Source organism: Pseudomonas sp. SK2, assembly GCF_016772395.1.
GTDB lineage: Bacteria > Pseudomonadota > Gammaproteobacteria > Pseudomonadales > Pseudomonadaceae > Aquipseudomonas > Aquipseudomonas taiwanensis.
Map to the genome: position 1 here is coordinate 557,735 of NZ_CP061944.1, position 16,874 is coordinate 574,608.

Below are 16,874 nucleotides of genomic sequence, written 5' to 3' on the forward strand. Positions count from 1 at the left end.
CCAACAACAAATCCGGCGAGCTACAAGCATGACCACCCCCAGCCACTTCTCCGCGGACCACCCGGTCCCCTCCAGCCACCGCCTGTTCGGTGCCCGCGACCTGTTCGCACTCTGGTTCTCCCTCGGCATCGGCCTGATGGTCCTGCAGGTCGGTGCCATGCTTGCCCCCGGCCTGGGGCTGGCGGGAGCCGTTCTGGCCATCGCCCTCGGCACAGGCGTGGGCGTGCTGTTGCTCGGGGCCGCTGGCGGCATCGGCAGCGACACCGGCCTGCCCGCCATGGGCACCCTGCGCTTGAGCCTGGGCCGCCATGGCGCCCGACTGCCGGCAGTGCTCAACCTGCTGCAACTGGTTGGTTGGGGCGCGTTCGAGATCATCGTCATGCGCGATGCCGCCAGCCTGCTCGGCGCACGCGCCTTCGGCGAGGACAGCCTGTGGAACAGCCCGATGCTGTGGACGGTGTGTTTCGGTGCCATGGCCACCTTGCTTGCGGTCAGCGGGCCGCTGGCTTTCGTACGCAAGATTCTGCGCAAATGGGGTATCTGGGTGTTGATGGCCGCCTGCCTGTGGCTGACCTGGAACCTGTTCGCCAAGGCCGACCTGGCCGAGCTGTGGGCACGTGCCGGTGACGGTTCGATGTCGCTGGCCGTAGGCTTTGACATCGTCATCGCCATGCCGCTGTCCTGGTTGCCGCTGATTGCCGACTACTCGCGTTTCGCCAGCAGTGCCAAGCGCGTCTTCGGCGGTACCGTGCTGGGTTACTTCATCGGCAACACCTGGCTGATGAGCCTGGGCGTGGCCTACACCCTGGCCTTTGCGTCGAGTGGCGAGGCCAATGCCCTGCTGTTGGCCCTGGCTGGCGCGGGTATCGGTATCCCGCTGTTGCTGATCCTGCTGGACGAGTCGGAGAAGGCGTTCGCCGATATCCACTCCGCTGCAGTCTCGACCAGCGTGCTGGTGCGCTTCAAAGTCGAGCACTTGGCCCTGGCCATCGGCGTGGTGTGCACCCTCATCGCGCTGCTGGCGCCGCTGGCCCAGTACGAGAACTTCCTGCTGCTGATCGGTTCTGTGTTCGCGCCGCTGTTCGGCGTGGTGCTGATGGACCACTTCGTGATCCGCCGCCGCCGCGCGCCAGCGTTGGTCGAAGGGCTGCACTGGCAAGCGCTGGTGGCCTGGGTGGTGGGTGTTGCCGCTTATCACACGATTGCCGCGCAGGCCCCTGAGTTTGGCGCGACCCTGCCAGCACTGGTACTGGCAGGTGGGCTGCATGCGCTACTGAGCGTCAGCCGCGGCCGGGAAACAGTTCGGGCTTGAGCACGCCATTGAGGCGTGGGTACGGGATCTTCAGCTCGACGTGGCCCATGGAATAGGGCGCGATGGAATAGACTTCGTACTTCACCACTACCGCGCCGTACGTCAGGGCGATGTGCGGCGACTTCTTGAACGGCCAGGTCTTCACGAACTCGGCATCCTTGTCCATGCCAACGCTGATCAGCCAAGCGCGGTGGGACTCTTCGACGGTCTTCCAGAAGGTGTCTTCCTGGCCGGGCACCAGCATGTCCTGCAAGGTCAGCACTTTGTCCAGCTTGCGCGAGTAGTTGATGAAGCCGCGTCCTGGCATGCCATGTGCACCGCCGCTGTCCAGGTAGCTGGACAGTTCGATGATCACCAGTCCGTCATGCTGCTCGCGTACCTTGGCCTGCAGGTAGCTGCTATTGCGCTTGTCGGCGCTGGCCAGGTAGTGCTGTTCGTAGGCCTGCAGCGAGGCAGGCGCGGTGCCACGCTGGTTATCTTCGGTCAGTTGCAGCAGGCGTTGCTCGACGATGCCGTCGAGCTTGGGCAGCGCCGGGAAGTGGATGGTGTCGATGTTCACCAGCGGGCAGTCGCTTTCGGTGCAACCAGGTTTTACATGCTCCCAGGCGTCGCGCTTGACCTCCAGCGGAGCCCGGTAGTTGGGTGCGAACACGCTTTGGCAGGCACCAAGCGCCAGTGCCAGCACGGCCACGGAAGTCAGTTTGACCAGTGTCATGATGATCCTTGCAGAACAGGAAAAGTCGCCCTTTGACCGTCGGCGCGGCCTTCAGTTCGCCACTAAGCTAACAGAGAGAAGGCCTGCTGTCCCGAGTGGGCGAACGGTTGCCAGAAAGGGATGAAACAGGCTGGCGTGCAGAGTAGGATGGCGCGATGCGGTAAATGAGGTCATGAGGATTTCCATGTCAGACACGTTCAATTCGGTGCCCAAGGCGGTCGAGATCGTCAAGCGGGTCAATTGTTTCCAGGGTTTCTACAAGCTCGACAAGGTGCACCTGCGCCACGAGCTGTTCGCTGGAGGCATGGGCCGCGAGATCAGTCGCGAACTGTTCGTGCGGCATGACGCGGTCTGTGTGCTGCCCTACGACCCGTTGCGCGATGAGGTGGTGCTGATCGAGCAGTTTCGCGTGGGCGCCATGGACAAGGTCGCCAACCCGTGGCTGATCGAGATGGTGGCGGGGCTGATCGACAAGGACGAGCAGCCAGAAGAAGTCGCCCATCGCGAGGCTGAAGAGGAGGCAGGGCTTACCTTCAGCGCGCTGTGGCCAATGACCCGCTACTTCCCGTCTCCGGGCGGTAGCGATGAGTACGTTCATCTGTTCCTCGGTCGTTGCAGCAGCGAAGGCGCCGGTGGCCTGCACGGCCTGGAAGAAGAGGGCGAGGACATTCGTGTTCGCGTGTGGTCATTCGAAGATGCCCTGCAAGCGGTACGTGACGGGCGTATCTGCAATGCCGCGACCATAATCGGGTTGCAGTGGCTGGCGTTGAATCGAGACGAAGTACGAGGTATGTGGAAGTGAACCTGTTGCGTGAGCGTTATCGGGTAGATCTGGCCGGGCTGCAGGCAGCCTGTGAGGCCAACTATGCCCGGCTCATGCGCTTGCTGCCAGACATGCGCACCACCCAGAGTTCGCGCCGCATCGGCATGACCCAGGGCGACCAGATGCTTGGCGTACTGGTGCTCGACGTGGTGCTGGCATGCCCCTATACCACCACCTTGCGCGTACGCCAGGAGCACAGCCTGCCCTGGCTGCCGGTGCCGCACCTGGAGGTGCAGGTGTATCACGATGCGCGCATGGCCGAGGTGGTCAGTGCCGAGCACGCCCGACGCCTGCGCAGCATCTACCCGTACCCCAATGCCGCCATGCACCAGCCGGACGAAAAAGCCCAGCTCAATCTGTTCCTGGGCGAATGGCTGAGTCACTGCCTGGCCTGTGGTCACGAACTGGCAAGTGTGCGCTGAAATGTGACGCGGGTTGGTTTCGAGTATTTGCTCGAAAGCCTTCCGCCGCCATAATCCGTGCAATATCCGTTCGAGGAGACGGCCGTTGCCGCACCCAGACTCCCTACCGGCACCCATTCATGTGGTGCAACTGACCGACGCCCACCTGTTCGCCGACCCGGCTGGTTCGCTGCTGGGCTTGAGGACTCGGGACAGCCTGCGCCACGTGATTGCCCAGGTGCGCCGTGAGCAGCCGCGCATCGACTTGCTGCTGTGCACAGGTGACCTGTCCCAGGACGCCAGCGTGGCTTCCTACCAGGCTTTTCGAGCGCTCACCGCTGAGTTCGGTGCGCCGTCCCGCTGGTTGCCAGGCAATCATGACGAAGCCCGGGTGATGGCCGAGGTAGCGCCGGAGCAGACGCAGGCCGTGACCGATATCGGCGCCTGGCGCATCGTGATGCTCGATTCGGCAGTCGTCGGCGCAACCCACGGCTTGCTGGCAGATCAGCAACTGGCCACGCTGGACGCAGCGCTGGCAGGTGCCGGCGAGCGCCACTGCCTGGTGTGCTGCCACCATCAGCCGGTGGACATCGGTTGCGCCTGGATCGCCCCGATCGGCCTGCGTAACGCCGATGTACTGCTGCAGCGCCTGCTACGTTATCCACAGGTGAAGGCGTTGCTGTGGGGGCATGTTCACCAAGAGTGGGATGAAGTGCGCGATGGGCTGCGTTTGCTGGCCACACCCTCGACCTGCATCCAATTCGCAGCGCGCAGCGAAGAGTTCAAGGTGAGTGAGGAACAGCCAGGGTATCGCTGGTTGCGTCTGCATGCCGACGGACGGTTGGAGACCGGCGTGGAGCGGGCGCTGGATTTCGAAGTGAAGCTCGACTTCGACAGCCCCGGCTACTGAGGTGAACGCCCGTCGACGCGGCCTGGTGTCGCCAGCGGGCCACATCGCGGCCGATGCTTGATTGAAGATTGTGTTGCGAAATTCCCGATCCAGCGCCAAAACCCGGCGAACACGCTACACTGCGCGTCCCTGCGCCCACTCCGATCGGGCGCGAAGCCACAGATTCCGGGGGCAGCATGTCGGGTTCCATCCTCTATATCCATGGCTTCAACAGCTCGCCGCTTTCAACCAAGGCGCGGCAGCTGGAGGCCGTCATGCAGCAGTTGGGGCTGTCCGACCACGTGCGCATACCCGCTTTGCACCATCATCCGCGCCAGGCCATCGCCCAGCTCGAAGCGGCCATCGCCGAACTGGGCAAGCCCCTGCTGGTAGGCAGTTCGCTCGGCGGCTACTATGCCACCCATCTGGCCGAGCGCCATGGCCTCAAGGCCTTGCTGGTCAACCCAGCGGTTACCCCGCACAAGCTGTTCGACGGCTACCTGGGTACCCAGCGCAACTTCTACACCGATGAAACCTGGGAGCTGACCCTGGATCATGTGCAGGCCCTGGCCGAACTGGAAGTGCCGGCGCCCACGGACCCAAGCCGCTATCAAGTGTGGCTGCAGACCGCCGATGAAACCCTGGACTACCGCCATGCCGAGCGCTATTACCGCGCGTGCGCCCTGCGTATCCAGGCCGGAGGCGATCACGGCTTCCAAGGCTTTGCCCAGCGGTTGCCGGCTTTGCTGGCGTTTGCCGGTATTGCCCGAGGGCAGTACGCAGCGCTCGATTTTTCTGTATTTTGATCTTTTTGCATTCACCAGACTGACGACGAGAACCCATGGCCAATCCCAGCGCTAGCGCCTATAACGCAGACGCCATCGAAGTCCTCTCGGGCCTTGACCCGGTCCGTAAGCGGCCGGGCATGTACACCGATACCAGCCGGCCGAACCACCTGGCTCAGGAAGTCATCGACAACAGTGTCGACGAAGCCTTGGCCGGCCACGCCCGTTCGGTGCAGGTGATCCTCCACGCCGACCACTCGCTGGAAGTCAGCGACGATGGCCGCGGCATGCCGGTGGACATCCACCCTGAAGAAGGCGTGTCGGGGGTCGAGCTGATCCTGACCAAGCTGCACGCAGGCGGCAAGTTCTCCAACAAGAACTACCAGTTCTCCGGCGGCCTGCATGGTGTCGGTATTTCCGTGGTCAACGCCCTGTCGACCCAGGTGCGTGTGCGCGTCAAGCGCGACGGCAACGAATACCAGATGACCTTCGCCGACGGCTTCAAGGCCAGCGAGCTGGAAGTGGTCGGTACGGTGGGCAAGCGCAACACCGGTACCAGCGTGTACTTCAGCCCCGACCCGAAGTATTTCGATTCGCCGAAGTTTTCCATCAGCCGCCTCAAGCATGTGCTCAAGGCCAAGGCCGTGTTGTGCCCGGGCCTGCTGGTCAGCTTCGAGGACAAGTCCACGGGCGAGAAAGTCGAGTGGCATTACGAGGACGGCCTGCGTTCTTACCTGGTCGACTCGGTCAGCGAGTTCCAGCGCCTGCCCGATGAGCCGTTTTGTGGCAGCCTGGCGGGCAACAAGGAAGCCGTCGACTGGGCACTGTTGTGGTTGCCTGAGGGCGGTGACAGTGTTCAGGAAAGCTACGTCAACCTGATTCCCACCGCCCAGGGCGGTACCCACGTCAATGGCCTGCGCCAGGGCCTGCTCGACGCCATGCGCGAGTTCTGCGAGTTCCGTAACCTGCTGCCACGGGGTGTGAAGCTGGCGCCGGAAGATGTCTGGGAGCGCATCACCTTCGTCCTGTCGATGAAGATGCAGGAACCCCAGTTTTCCGGTCAGACCAAGGAGCGCTTGTCCTCCCGCGAGGCGGCGGCGTTCGTCTCGGGCGTGGTCAAGGACGCGTTCAGCCTGTGGCTCAACGCCCACCCCGAGATGGGTATGCAACTGGCGGAGCTTGCCATCAGTAACGCCGGCCGCCGCCTCAAAGCCAGCAAGAAGGTCGAGCGCAAGCGCGTGACCCAGGGCCCGGCGCTGCCTGGCAAACTGGCGGACTGCGCAGGTCAGGACCCGATGCGGGCCGAGCTTTTCCTGGTCGAGGGTGATTCGGCCGGTGGCTCGGCCAAGCAGGCGCGCGACAAGGAGTTCCAGGCGATCCTGCCGCTGCGCGGCAAGATCCTCAACACCTGGGAAGTGGACGGTGGCGAAGTCCTGGCCAGCCAGGAAGTGCACAACATCGCCGTTGCCATCGGCGTCGATCCGGGTGCCGCGGACCTGTCGCAGCTGCGTTACGGCAAGATCTGCATCCTCGCCGACGCCGACTCCGACGGCCTGCATATCGCAACCTTGTTGTGTGCCCTGTTCGTGCAGCACTTCCGGCCGCTGGTCGAGGCCGGCCACGTCTATGTGGCGATGCCGCCGCTGTACCGCATCGACCTGGGCAAGGAAATCTACTACGCCCTCGACGAGGCTGAGCGCGACGGTATTCTCGACCGCCTGGTGGCCGAGAAGAAGCGTGGCAAGCCGCAGGTCACCCGATTCAAGGGCCTGGGTGAAATGAACCCGCCGCAGCTGCGCGAGACCACTATGGATCCGAACACCCGGCGCCTGGTCCAACTGACCCTGGATGATCTGCAGGGCACCACCGAAATCATGGACATGCTGTTGGCCAAGAAGCGTGCCGGTGACCGCAAGAGCTGGTTGGAAACCAAAGGTAACCTGGCCGAGGTCCTGGTTTGATTCGTCTGCTGTTCGCGGCCTGCCTTGCGTTGGTTGCCCTGCCGAGCCTGGCGGGCAACTGGCCGGAGCTCAAGCTCACCGCAGAGCACCCGATCGAGGGCATGCGTGGTGGCAACCTGTCCGGTCTGGCCTTTTGCCGCGGCGGCTTATGGGGCGTGTCCGACCGGGATGACGACCGCATCTACCGCTTCGACCAGCAAGGTGCAGTCTGGCGTGCCCAGCCGCTGACCTTCACGCCGCCGCCCGTGCCGGAAAGCGGCTTGCCCTGGGGGCTGAAGTCGCGCAACTGGGCGGCTTCGTACATTCGCGGTGGCGAATTGGACTACGAAGGCATTACCTGCGATCAGGCAGGCAATATCTTCCTGGTCAGCGAGGCCCACGCGGCGGTGCTGCAGTTGCCCGTCGACGGGGAGCCAGTCTGGTTGAAGATCGACCCTGCGATGATTCGCCAGGCCCGTGCCAGTGGCATGCTGCTGAACTTCAATGCCTTGTTCGAAGGACTGGCGATCAACCCGGCGGGCGACCGCCTGTGGTTGGCAGCAGAGCGTGAGCGCCGGGGCCTGGTGGCGGTGCAGCGCCAGCAGTCGGTCTGGACCTGCGAGCGCAGTTGCGTGCTGCTCAGCGAGGCCGGTGTCGAGATGCAGCCCGCACAGATGCCTAACCCGCAAGCGTTATCGCGAGACTTTTCCGATCTGGCCTGGTTCGACGGCAAGCTATTCACGCTCGAGCGCAACGCCTACCGCATCTGCCGTCGCGATGCCGGTACGGGCACGGTCGAGCGTTGCTGGTCGTTCGCCGCCGATGCCCTGGTGGAGGGGCGCCGCTATGATCAGCCGTTCGGTCTGGCCGAGGCCTTGGTAATCGATGCGAAAGGGGCCTGGGTCGGCCTGGACAACAACAACGGCGACCGTGCCGACGGTGAAACGCGCCCGATCGTCTGGCGCTTCGCTGCGCCCGAAGGTGGTTGGAGTGCCAAGCCATGAGCCAGCCACCGGGAAAGCGCGCGGGCAAGGTCCTGATGTTCGTCGCCTGGGTGGCGGCGCTGTTTCTGGCCACGCGTTTTTTTGGTGATTGGGAAGCCCGTGAACACAATCCGAACGTGCACGTGCAGTCCGAGCATGGCGAAGGTTTCATCGAGGTGCGCTTGCTGAGCAATGGCCAGGGCCATTTCGTCGCGGACGGCGCGATCAATGGCCAGGGGGTGCATTTCATGCTCGACACTGGCGCTACGGATGTGGCGATACCCGAAACGCTAGCCCGCGACCTGGACCTGGAGCGGGGCAGCCCGGTGACCCTGAGCACCGCCAACGGTCGCACCGAGGGCTATCGGACTCGCCTGGACAGCCTGCAGTTGGGCGATATCCGCCTGCAAGGCGTGCGCGCACTGGTAGTGCCCGGTCTGGATGGCCAGACGGTACTGCTGGGCATGAGCGCGCTGAAACAACTTGAATTTACCCAGCGCGGCGGCACCATGCTGCTGCGCCAGAACCTGAAATGACGAGGCCCGCATGAGCGACTCACTGGAACTCAGCCTCGACGGCGTCGAACGCCGCTCGCTGGCTGACTTCACCGAACAGGCCTACCTCAACTATTCCATGTACGTGATCATGGACCGGGCCCTGCCGCATATCGGCGACGGCCTGAAGCCGGTGCAGCGACGCATCGTCTACGCCATGAGCGAGTTGGGGCTCGATGCCGACGCCAAGCACAAGAAATCCGCCCGTACCGTCGGTGACGTGCTCGGCAAGTTCCACCCCCACGGCGACTCGGCCTGCTACGAAGCGATGGTGTTGATGGCGCAGCCGTTCAGCTACCGCTACACCCTGGTCGATGGCCAGGGTAACTGGGGTGCGCCGGATGATCCGAAGTCGTTCGCCGCGATGCGTTACACCGAGGCGCGCCTGTCGCGTTACTCCGAAGTGCTGCTCAGCGAGCTGGGCCAAGGTACGGTGGACTGGGTGCCGAACTTCGACGGTACCTTGCAGGAGCCGGCGGTGCTGCCGGCGCGCCTGCCGAACATCCTGCTCAACGGCACCACGGGTATCGCCGTGGGCATGGCGACCGACGTGCCGCCGCACAACCTGCGCGAGGTGGCCAGCGCCTGTGTGCGCCTGCTCGACGAGCCCAAGGCCACCATCGAGCAACTGTGCGAGCATATCCAGGGCCCGGATTACCCGACCGAAGCCGAAATCGTCACGCCGCGTGCCGAGATCCTCAAGATCTACGAAAGTGGCCGCGGCTCGATCCGCATGCGTGCGGTCTATCGCGTCGAAGACGGCGATATCGTGGTCACCGCGCTGCCGCATCAGGTCTCCGGTGCCAAGGTGCTGGAGCAGATCGCCGCGCAGATGCAGGCAAAGAAGCTGCCGATGGTTGCCGACCTGCGCGATGAGTCGGACCACGAGAACCCTTGCCGTATCGTCATCATCCCGCGTTCCAACCGTGTGGATGCCGCCGAACTGATGCAGCACCTGTTCGCTACCACTGATCTGGAAAGCAGTTATCGGGTCAACGTCAACATCATTGGTCTGGATGGCCGTCCGCAGCTCAAGAATCTGCGTGCGCTGTTGCTGGAGTGGTTGGAATACCGCATCGGTACTGTCCGCCGCCGCCTGCAGCACCGTCTGGAAAAGGTCGAGAAGCGCCTGCACCTGTTGGAGGGTTTGCTCACCGCGTTCCTCAACCTGGACGAAGTGATCCACATCATCCGCACCGAGGACCAGCCCAAGCAGGCCCTGATCGCGCGTTTCGACCTGACTGAAATCCAGGCCGAGTACATCCTTGAAACCCGCTTGCGCCAGCTGGCTCGCCTGGAAGAAATGAAAATCCGTGGCGAGCAGGACGAGTTGCTCAAGGAACAGGCCAAGCTGCTCGCGCTGCTTGGCAGCGATGCGAAACTGCGCAAGCTGGTGCGCAGCGAGCTGATCAAGGACGCTGAAACCTACGGCGACGACCGCCGTTCGCCGATCGTCGAGCGCGCAGAGGCCAAGGCGCTGTCGGAAAATGAGCTGATGCCGACTGAGCCTGTGACCGTGGTGTTGTCGGAAAAGGGCTGGGTACGCTGCGCCAAAGGCCACGATATCGATGCCACCGGGCTTTCGTACAAGGCGGGCGACGGCTTCAAGGCGGCGGCTGCTGGTCGCTCCAACCAGTTTGCCGTGCTCATCGACTCGACCGGCCGCAGCTATTCGCTGGCTGCGCACACCCTGCCTTCGGCACGGGGCCAGGGTGAGCCACTGACCGGTCGTCTGACACCGCCGCCAGGTGCCACCTTCGAGTGCGTGCTATTGCCGGACGACGATGCGCTCTACGTGGTGGCTTCGGACGCCGGTTACGGCTTCGTGGTCAAGGGCGAGGACCTGCAGGCGAAGAACAAGGCCGGCAAGGGCCTGCTGAGCCTGCCAAACGGTGCCAAGGTGATGACTCCGCGCCCGGTGGCCAACCGTGAGCAGGACTGGCTGGCCGCGGTGACGAGCGAAGGGCGCCTGCTGGTGTTCAAGGTTGCCGACCTGCCGCAGTTGGCCAAGGGCAAGGGCAACAAGATCATTGGCGTGCCCGGTGATCGAGTGGCCAGCCGTGAAGAATTTGTCACAGATTTGGCCGTCATCGCCGAGGGAGCGACTCTTGTGTTGCAAGCTGGCAAGCGTACCCTATCCCTGAAACCAGATGACCTTGAGCACTACAAGGGTGAGCGGGGCCGACGCGGTAGTAAGCTGCCACGCGGGTTCCAGCGGGTAGACGGGTTGCAGGTGGAAGTCCCGGCATAAGCGAGTAGTCTGTCTGGAACGGCAATTTCAGCGTCGTTCCAGGCAGAAATGCTGGAGTCGGGCCAATATTTCGCGGATGATAGTGCCCTTGTGGTGCCGGCGTGGCCGAGTACCCGATTGAATCTACATGAGTATCACTGCGGTTTGCCTGGTGGCGACCGCCTGGATGGGATGAATGAAATTCCTGCGCCTTCCATTTGCGCTGCTGATGACGGGTTTGCTGGGACTGGGCGGATGCAGCATGCATCAGCCCATGGCCCTGTACCAACTCGATAGTGGTGATCCCGGCCAGCCTTCGCAGAGTGCGGGCATGGCCGTGGTGCTCGGCCCGGTATCGATCGCCGATTACCTGCAGCGCGAAACCTTCCTGCAGCGTCAGCCTGACGGCAGCTTGAGTTCGGCCACCGATGGCCGTTGGGCGGGCAGCCTGTCGGCGGATATCGATCAATTGCTGGTACGTCAGCTGGCCTGGCGCCTGGACAGCCAGCGCGTCGTCCTGGCCCCGGCGAGCACGGGCTTCACGCCGGACGTGCAGGTGCTGCTGTCGATTACCCGCCTGGATTCGGGCAAGAACCAACCGGCGATCCTCGACGCCCAGTGGCGTCTGCTCGACCGTCGTGGCCACGTCCGTGACAACCGCATCGTCCACCTCGAGCAGCCGCACGAGGGTAGCGAAGCTTCGCAAGTGCAAGCCCAGGGGCAGTTGCTGCAGAAGCTGGCTGAACAGTTGAGCACCGCGGTCAAGCCGTTGGCCAATCAACCGGCCATCGCCGAAGAGGCGCCGAAGAAACCCGTTGCACCGGTGCAGGTGAAGAAAGGGCCAGAGAAATCCAAGATTCCGATGGCGTCACCGATTCGTACCGATATGGAAGTCTATCGGTTCTGATCGAACCGCCAGGCAAAAAAAGGCCCGCATCGCTGCGGGCTTTTTTGTGTCTGGCATTCTGGCCATGCAGCCTCTGCAGGGCGCCGGCTCCAGGAACGCTTGGCCGGCGATCAGGCTCGGCGCTCGTGCATGCGCGCCAGTTGCCGCTCCAGCATCGACGGATAAGGCTCCATCAAGCGTTCTACGCAGCATGCGCCTTCAGGGCTGGCGATCGGCCGGATACGAGCCCGCTGGCGAATCAGGTTGTCATCGCTGATCTGGCGCTCGACCAGCAGCAGGTTGCGGCTGTGCTGGGACAGGGCCAGGGCGTCCTGGGCCTTTTCGGTCATCAGCAGGTCGACCTGCTCCATACCTTGCAGATCATCGCCCGATACCAGGCCCAACTGCAGTTGCAGGGTAATACCGCTGTCCGCCACTTCGATCTGCAGTGCATGGCCCAAGGCGCGCAGCAACTCGCCACAGCAGATGGCATTGGTCAGGTAGTCCTCGCCACTGTCGCCACTGTGGAAGAGCACGAGGGTGCTGCCGTCATTGAGCGTGTAGGTTTCGCCTTCGTACAGCGACGCCGCTTGTTCCAGGCAGTCGCGGTAACGCTCCAGCAGCTCGGTCAGGCGTGTGCGTGGCAAACGGCGCAGCTGCTCCTGGGAGCCCAGCTGGACCGCTAGCACTGCGGTGTTCTGCGGCTCGCTGGAGGAGACAGCGCTGGCCTTGGGGGGGCTGTCTTCGTCCAACAGCCCGGCAAACGCCTCATCGTCTTCGTCGTCCGCCTGCGCCACGGCGTGCGCTCGTGGTGCTGGCTTGGCGGTGGTGGCGACGTCGTGCAGGTCGTCGAAGCTGTCCTCGTCGTCTTCCTCTTCCTCCGGCTCCGGGGGCGGAGGAGGGGCCAGGCGTGCGTGCAGTTGGCGAGCCAGGTCGCCGATTTCATCCTGACGGTCGGTAGCCGGGGTATAGGGGTGCGGATCACGCAGCCATACGCGCAGTTGCAGCAGCGGCGTGGTGATGTAACGGCCCTGGCGCAGGCTCAGGCTCAAAGCCAGTGCCAGTAGGATCGCAGCCAGGATGCCCATGCTTTGCAGGCTGATCAGCATCGGTTGCTGGAACTGGCTCATGTCCAGGCTGATGCGCAGTTGCCCGGCGGTCACGTCCTGGAAGGTGATTTTGGTCTGATACAGGCCCTCGGCCTCGCCCAGCAGGCTATTGCGCGGGCGCTGGCCGGCTTCGGCCAGTATGCGGTTATCCACGCTGTAGATGGCGGCATGGGCTACCAGCGGGTTCTTCACCAGGTTGCCCAGCAGCACGTTGAGGCTGAGGATGTCGTTGGACACCAGCAACTCGGTCGCCGAGGTGGCGGTCTGGGTGGTCAGGCTCTGGCCAAGGGCGTCGGCCTGTTCGTGCATGGCCTGCTTGAATTGCAGGCCCATCACGCAGGCGTAGATCACTAACGCTAGCGCCACCAGGAAAATGTTGGTGATGGCGATGCGCAGTGCCAGGGGAATGCGACGTTGGCGCAGGGCACGGAAGATCATCAGGAAGAAGTTGTCTGGTTTGACGGGCGTAGGCCGGTTCACAGAGCGCGGCTCTTTATGGCGGAAAAGTGTTGCGCAGTATAGCGAGCCGTGTTTTGTCGGCAAAGTATCGTTGGCGCCCGATGGTCACGGAAAATCGGTAGAATGCGCATTTTTCATCGAAGTCGGAGCCAGGTTGTGCGCGAAATCGTCCTGATCAACATCACCGGTGAGGACCGTCCCGGTCTCACTGCGGCCATTACCGGCGTCCTGCTCCAGGGCGGAGTGAACATCCTCGACATAGGTCTTGCGGTCATGCATGGCACGTTGTCGTTCGGCATCCTGGTCGATATCCCGGACAACGAAGTGTCCACCCGCCTGCTGCAAGCCGTCCAGGCCAAGGCCCATGAGCTGAACCTGCAGGCGCGCTACACGCCCATTTCCGAGGCTGACTACCAGCACTGGGCTGACGGTCACGGTGAGGCACGCCACATCGTTACGCTGCTCAGCCGTAAGATCACCCCCGAGCAATTGCAACGGGTGAGTGCGGTCATCAGTAAGTACGAGCTGACCATCGAGCGCATCGAGCGCCTGTCGGCCCGGGTGGTGCTGGATGCCCAGCAGGAAAAAGGCAAGGCCGCCCTGGAGATCTCCGTCCGTGGCGAACCGAGCGATGCCCAGGCCCTGCGCGCGGACTTCTTCGCCCTGTCGGACGAGTTGAAGATCGACATCGCCTTCCAGAAGGACGACCTGTATCGCCGCAATCGCCGTCTGGCGGTGTTCGACATGGACTCGACGCTGATTGAGGCCGAGGTCATCGACGAGTTGGCCAAGGCCGCGGGTGTGGGCGAACAGGTCTCGGCGATCACCGAGCGGGCGATGCGCGGCGAGCTGGATTTTCGCGCCAGCTTCAAGGAGCGCATGGCGCTGCTCAAGGGCCTGGATGTGGGCGTACTGGACGAGATCGGCGCTTCCCTGCGTCTGACCGAGGGTGCCGAGAACCTGTTCGCCGAGCTCAAGCGCCTGGGTTACAAGACCGCGATCCTCTCGGGCGGCTTCTCCTACTTCGCCAAGCAGGTCCAGGCGCGCCTGGGCATCGACTATGTGTTCGCCAACGAACTGGAAGTGGTCGATGGCAAAGTGACCGGCGTGGCCGTGGAGCCGATCGTCGACGCCCAGCGCAAGGCCGACCTGCTGCAGCAACTGGCGAGCGAAGAGGGCCTGCAACTGGACCAGACCATCGCCGTGGGCGACGGTGCCAACGACTTGCCGATGCTCTCGCTGGCCGGCCTGGGCGTGGCCTTCCGGGCCAAACCACTGGTGCGTCAGTCGGCCAAACAGGCGATTTCCACCTTGGGCCTCGACGGCGTGCTGTATTTGCTGGGCATGCGCGACCGCGACGCGCGGGGTTGATCCCAGCCTCTGGTGCCCTGCACGGCACCGTGGGAGCGGCCTCGAGTCGCCAGAGGGCCGCCTGGCGGCCCTTTCCCGGCACAAGGCGGCGTCTGCGGGGCTGAGGGGCGTGGCAACTGGCTGCTACATCGCTGATTGCGAACTGTTCTAAGTCATCCTTTGATCACCATCTAGGCTTGGATCCGTACGGTTCACCCATCGACCGTACTGGCCCGGGGGGAGTCCTCGTGGCTATCAACTTCAAGGAGATGAAGTTCATGTTCAAGTACGCAGTGGAGAATCAGTGGGGCGGTAACTCGGCACCTTGGCACCCGGGCGGGATCTGGGTAATCGGTGGCCGCGACAATCAGAAGGTGGTGTCGGTGGACGTCAAGTCGACCGATGGAGGTCAGACTCTGCAAGGTGTCATGACCTATGCCGGCGAGGGACCGATCGGCTTCCAGGGCAAGCGCATCGCGCAGAACCGCTACCAGGTGCAGAACCAGTGGGGTGGCAGCAGTGCCCCTTGGCATCCGGGCGGGGAGTGGGTGATCGGTGGGCGCGACAACCAGAGCGTCGTCGCCTTGAGCGTCAGGTCCGAGGATGGCGGGCTTACTCTCAACGGTACCAACACTTACAACAACGAGGGCCCGATCGGCTTCCGCAGCCTGCTCGGTTAGCCATTGCTGCCAAGAAGACGCCCCCGGCCTTGCGCCGGGGGCGTTGAAGCGATCAACCTTGTTGCGGCTGAGCCAGCAGCTGGCCCATGCGCACCGCCGAGCCAGCGCCCAGCGACTCGGCCCACTTCACTTGCTCTGGACCGAACAGCACGATGGCGGTCGAGCCCAGCTTGAAGCGACCCAGTTCGGCGCCTTTTTCCAGATGAATCGGCGCACGGCTGCCTTCGTCATAGCGGAACGTCTTCAGCTCACGCTTGGGGGGCGTGACCAGGCCTGCCCAAACGGTTTCGATCGAGGCGACGATCATCGCACCGACCAGCACCACGGCCATCGGGCCCCGCTCGGTATCGAACAGGCAGACCACACGCTCGTTGCGAGCGAACAGTTCGGGGACGTTCTCCGCGGTGGTCTGGTTGACCGAGAACAGGCGGCCCGGCACATAGACCATTTCGCGCAGGGTGCCGGCAAGCGGCATGTGCACGCGGTGGTAGTCCTTGGGCGACAGGTAGATGGTGGCGAATTCACCGCCCATGAAGGGCGCCGCCAGGGCAGGGTCGCCGCCCAGCAGCTCCAGCGCGCTGAAGCTGTGGCCCTTGGCCTGGAAGATCCGGCCGTGCTCGATCGGGCCCAGTTGGCTCACCGCACCGTCGGCCGGGCAAAGGATCGCGCCGGGGGTTTCGTCCAGCGGGCGCGCGCCTGGCTTGAGGGCGCGGGTGAAGAAGGCGTTGAAGTGCTCGTAGGCGGTGAGGTCTTCGACCAGTGCTTCGTTCATGTTCACCTGGTAGCGCTTGGCGAACCAGGCGGTAAAGGCATTCTTGAACCAGCGCACGCGGCACTCGGCGATGCAGCCCGCCAGCCGCGACAGCAGATGATGCGGCAGCAGGTACTGGCTGATGATGAACAAACGGGATTTCATGCAGGTTCCTTAGATTTCTACAGGCGTGTCCGGGTGGTTGCCCCATTCGCTCCACGAACCGGCGTAAGCCTTGATGCGCGGGTAGCCAAGGGCTTTGGCCACCAGGTAGGTGAAACCGGAGCGGCGGTGGGTCTGGCAGTGGGTGATCACTTCCTTGTCCGGCGTGATGCCCAGGCTCTGGAGGACTTCGGCGATGTCCTTGCGGATGCGCAGGTGGTCGTTGAGGTCCATGCCTGCGGTCCACTCGAAGTTGATGGCCCCTGGAATGTGTCCGCCCTTGGCCGCCAGCACCTTCTCGCCAGAAAACTCTTGTGGGCCGCGGGCATCCCAGATCACCAGGTCGTCGGCACCCAGGCGGCTTTGCAGGTATTCGCGGGTGGCGGTGGGCTCCTGGTGCAGGTGCAGTCTCACCGATGTGCTGGCCGCGGCAGGCACGTCGGTGGACAGCTTGTCGGCCGGCCACGACTGGATACCGCCATTGAGGTAGTGGTAGGCCTTGTGACCAATCACATCCAGCAGCCAGATGAAGCGGCCGGCCCAGCCGCCCCCTTCATCGTCGTAGACCACATAGACGGCATCGTCGCGATGGCCGAGTTCGCCGAACAGCTTCTCCAGGTCAGTCAGGGCTGGCAGCAGGCCTGGCGCTGGCGGCTGGCCGAGCTGGGTGCGCTTGCCCTCGACGAAGCGTGCCCCGGGGATATGCCCGCTGACATAGCGGTTGGCGCTGCTCAGGTCGACCAGGATCAGTTGCGGCGAATTCAGGCGTGGCAACAGGTCCTCGGGTTCGATCACCAGGGGCAATCCGGAAAAGTCAGTCATCCACGTTCTCCAGTGTGGAAAGA

General features: G+C 63.6%; 16 protein-coding genes. 12 read left to right on the plus strand and 4 right to left on the minus strand.

Annotated features, from left to right (window positions below):
- Window positions 1-28 precede the first annotated feature (28 nt).
- Window positions 29-1,312, plus strand: coding sequence for a putative hydroxymethylpyrimidine transporter CytX (cytX, locus tag IF103_RS02415; protein WP_202675837.1), 1,284 nt, complete (start codon window positions 29-31; stop codon window positions 1,310-1,312).
- On the opposite strand, the gene IF103_RS02420 is transcribed toward cytX, so the two are convergent.
- On the minus strand, window positions 1,281-2,027 hold the full coding sequence (locus tag IF103_RS02420; RefSeq protein WP_023378435.1) for an RsiV family protein: 747 nt from the start codon (window positions 2,025-2,027) through the stop codon (window positions 1,281-1,283). The two genes, cytX and IF103_RS02420, sit on opposite strands and share 32 nt — an antisense overlap.
- Window positions 2,028-2,211: 184 nt before the next feature.
- On the opposite strand from IF103_RS02420, the gene IF103_RS02425 reads away from it, so the two are divergent.
- The 9 genes from IF103_RS02425 to IF103_RS02465 all read left to right on the plus strand — a co-directional run bounded on the left by IF103_RS02425 (window position 2,212) and on the right by IF103_RS02465 (window position 11,539).
- Window positions 2,212-2,829: an NUDIX domain-containing protein gene (locus IF103_RS02425; protein ID WP_023378437.1), complete on the plus strand. Its 618-nt coding sequence runs from the start codon at window positions 2,212-2,214 to the stop codon at window positions 2,827-2,829.
- Window positions 2,820-3,272, plus strand: coding sequence for a DUF1249 domain-containing protein (locus IF103_RS02430; RefSeq protein WP_027907958.1), 453 nt, complete (start codon window positions 2,820-2,822; stop codon window positions 3,270-3,272). The genes IF103_RS02425 and IF103_RS02430 overlap by 10 nt, the downstream gene beginning before the upstream one ends.
- A gap of 85 nt (window positions 3,273-3,357) precedes the next feature.
- Entirely contained in the window at window positions 3,358-4,161 is an 804-nt protein-coding gene (cpdA, locus tag IF103_RS02435) for a 3',5'-cyclic-AMP phosphodiesterase (protein WP_023378440.1), read from the plus strand.
- Window positions 4,162-4,337: 176 nt separating this feature from the next.
- Window positions 4,338-4,946: a YqiA/YcfP family alpha/beta fold hydrolase gene (locus tag IF103_RS02440; RefSeq protein ID WP_023378442.1), complete on the plus strand. Its 609-nt coding sequence runs from the start codon at window positions 4,338-4,340 to the stop codon at window positions 4,944-4,946.
- Window positions 4,947-4,981: 35 nt separating this feature from the next.
- Window positions 4,982-6,886: a DNA topoisomerase IV subunit B gene (gene parE, locus IF103_RS02445; RefSeq protein WP_027907959.1), complete on the plus strand. Its 1,905-nt coding sequence runs from the start codon at window positions 4,982-4,984 to the stop codon at window positions 6,884-6,886.
- A complete protein-coding gene (locus tag IF103_RS02450) occupies window positions 6,883-7,869 on the plus strand; it encodes an esterase-like activity of phytase family protein (protein ID WP_023378445.1) in 987 nt (328 codons plus the stop codon). The genes parE and IF103_RS02450 overlap by 4 nt, the downstream gene beginning before the upstream one ends.
- Window positions 7,866-8,384: a retropepsin-like aspartic protease family protein gene (locus IF103_RS02455; protein WP_023378447.1), complete on the plus strand. Its 519-nt coding sequence runs from the start codon at window positions 7,866-7,868 to the stop codon at window positions 8,382-8,384. The genes IF103_RS02450 and IF103_RS02455 overlap by 4 nt, the downstream gene beginning before the upstream one ends.
- 10 nt (window positions 8,385-8,394) lie before the next feature.
- Complete coding sequence (parC, locus tag IF103_RS02460) at window positions 8,395-10,653, plus strand: DNA topoisomerase IV subunit A (protein WP_023378448.1); 2,259 nt, start codon at window positions 8,395-8,397, stop codon at window positions 10,651-10,653.
- Between the two features lie 175 nt (window positions 10,654-10,828).
- Window positions 10,829-11,539, plus strand: coding sequence for a PqiC family protein (locus IF103_RS02465; RefSeq protein ID WP_104882238.1), 711 nt, complete (start codon window positions 10,829-10,831; stop codon window positions 11,537-11,539).
- 110 nt (window positions 11,540-11,649) lie between these two features.
- Here the strand turns inward: IF103_RS02465 and IF103_RS02470 are convergent, their stop codons facing one another.
- A complete protein-coding gene (locus tag IF103_RS02470; RefSeq protein ID WP_027907961.1) occupies window positions 11,650-13,107 on the minus strand; it encodes an AhpA/YtjB family protein in 1,458 nt (485 codons plus the stop codon).
- 135 nt (window positions 13,108-13,242) lie between these two features.
- Here IF103_RS02470 and serB point away from each other — a divergent pair, with 135 nt between their 5' ends.
- Together serB and IF103_RS02480 are read left to right on the plus strand one after the other, a co-directional pair.
- Entirely contained in the window at window positions 13,243-14,457 is a 1,215-nt protein-coding gene (gene serB, locus IF103_RS02475; RefSeq protein WP_023378452.1) for a phosphoserine phosphatase SerB, read from the plus strand.
- A gap of 257 nt (window positions 14,458-14,714) precedes the next feature.
- A complete protein-coding gene (locus tag IF103_RS02480) occupies window positions 14,715-15,116 on the plus strand; it encodes a lectin OAA family protein (protein WP_027907962.1) in 402 nt (133 codons plus the stop codon).
- A 52-nt stretch (window positions 15,117-15,168) separates the two neighbouring features.
- Here the strand turns inward: IF103_RS02480 and asd are convergent, their stop codons facing one another.
- Both asd and IF103_RS02490 read right to left on the minus strand, forming a co-directional pair.
- Window positions 15,169-16,032, minus strand: coding sequence for an archaetidylserine decarboxylase (asd, locus tag IF103_RS02485; protein WP_202675838.1), 864 nt, complete (start codon window positions 16,030-16,032; stop codon window positions 15,169-15,171).
- A 9-nt stretch (window positions 16,033-16,041) separates the two neighbouring features.
- A complete protein-coding gene (locus tag IF103_RS02490; RefSeq protein ID WP_202675839.1) occupies window positions 16,042-16,851 on the minus strand; it encodes a rhodanese-like domain-containing protein in 810 nt (269 codons plus the stop codon).
- Window positions 16,852-16,874: the final 23 nt, after the last annotated feature.

Excerpts from the sequence above, each read along its gene's own strand:
- cytX (WP_202675837.1), top strand. The coding sequence starts at position 29 with ATGACCACCCCCAGCCACTTCTCCGCGGACCACCCGGTCCCCTCCAGC.
- IF103_RS02420 (WP_023378435.1), bottom strand. The coding sequence starts at position 2,027 with ATGACACTGGTCAAACTGACTTCCGTGGCCGTGCTGGCACTGGCGCTT.
- IF103_RS02425 (WP_023378437.1), top strand. The coding sequence starts at position 2,212 with ATGTCAGACACGTTCAATTCGGTGCCCAAGGCGGTCGAGATCGTCAAG.
- IF103_RS02440 (WP_023378442.1), top strand. The coding sequence starts at position 4,338 with ATGTCGGGTTCCATCCTCTATATCCATGGCTTCAACAGCTCGCCGCTT.
- parE (WP_027907959.1), top strand. The coding sequence starts at position 4,982 with ATGGCCAATCCCAGCGCTAGCGCCTATAACGCAGACGCCATCGAAGTC.
- IF103_RS02455 (WP_023378447.1), top strand. The coding sequence starts at position 7,866 with ATGAGCCAGCCACCGGGAAAGCGCGCGGGCAAGGTCCTGATGTTCGTC.
- parC (WP_023378448.1), top strand. The coding sequence starts at position 8,395 with ATGAGCGACTCACTGGAACTCAGCCTCGACGGCGTCGAACGCCGCTCG.
- IF103_RS02465 (WP_104882238.1), top strand. The coding sequence starts at position 10,829 with ATGAAATTCCTGCGCCTTCCATTTGCGCTGCTGATGACGGGTTTGCTG.
- IF103_RS02480 (WP_027907962.1), top strand. The coding sequence starts at position 14,715 with ATGTTCAAGTACGCAGTGGAGAATCAGTGGGGCGGTAACTCGGCACCT.
- asd (WP_202675838.1), bottom strand. The coding sequence starts at position 16,032 with ATGAAATCCCGTTTGTTCATCATCAGCCAGTACCTGCTGCCGCATCAT.
- IF103_RS02490 (WP_202675839.1), bottom strand. The coding sequence starts at position 16,851 with ATGACTGACTTTTCCGGATTGCCCCTGGTGATCGAACCCGAGGACCTG.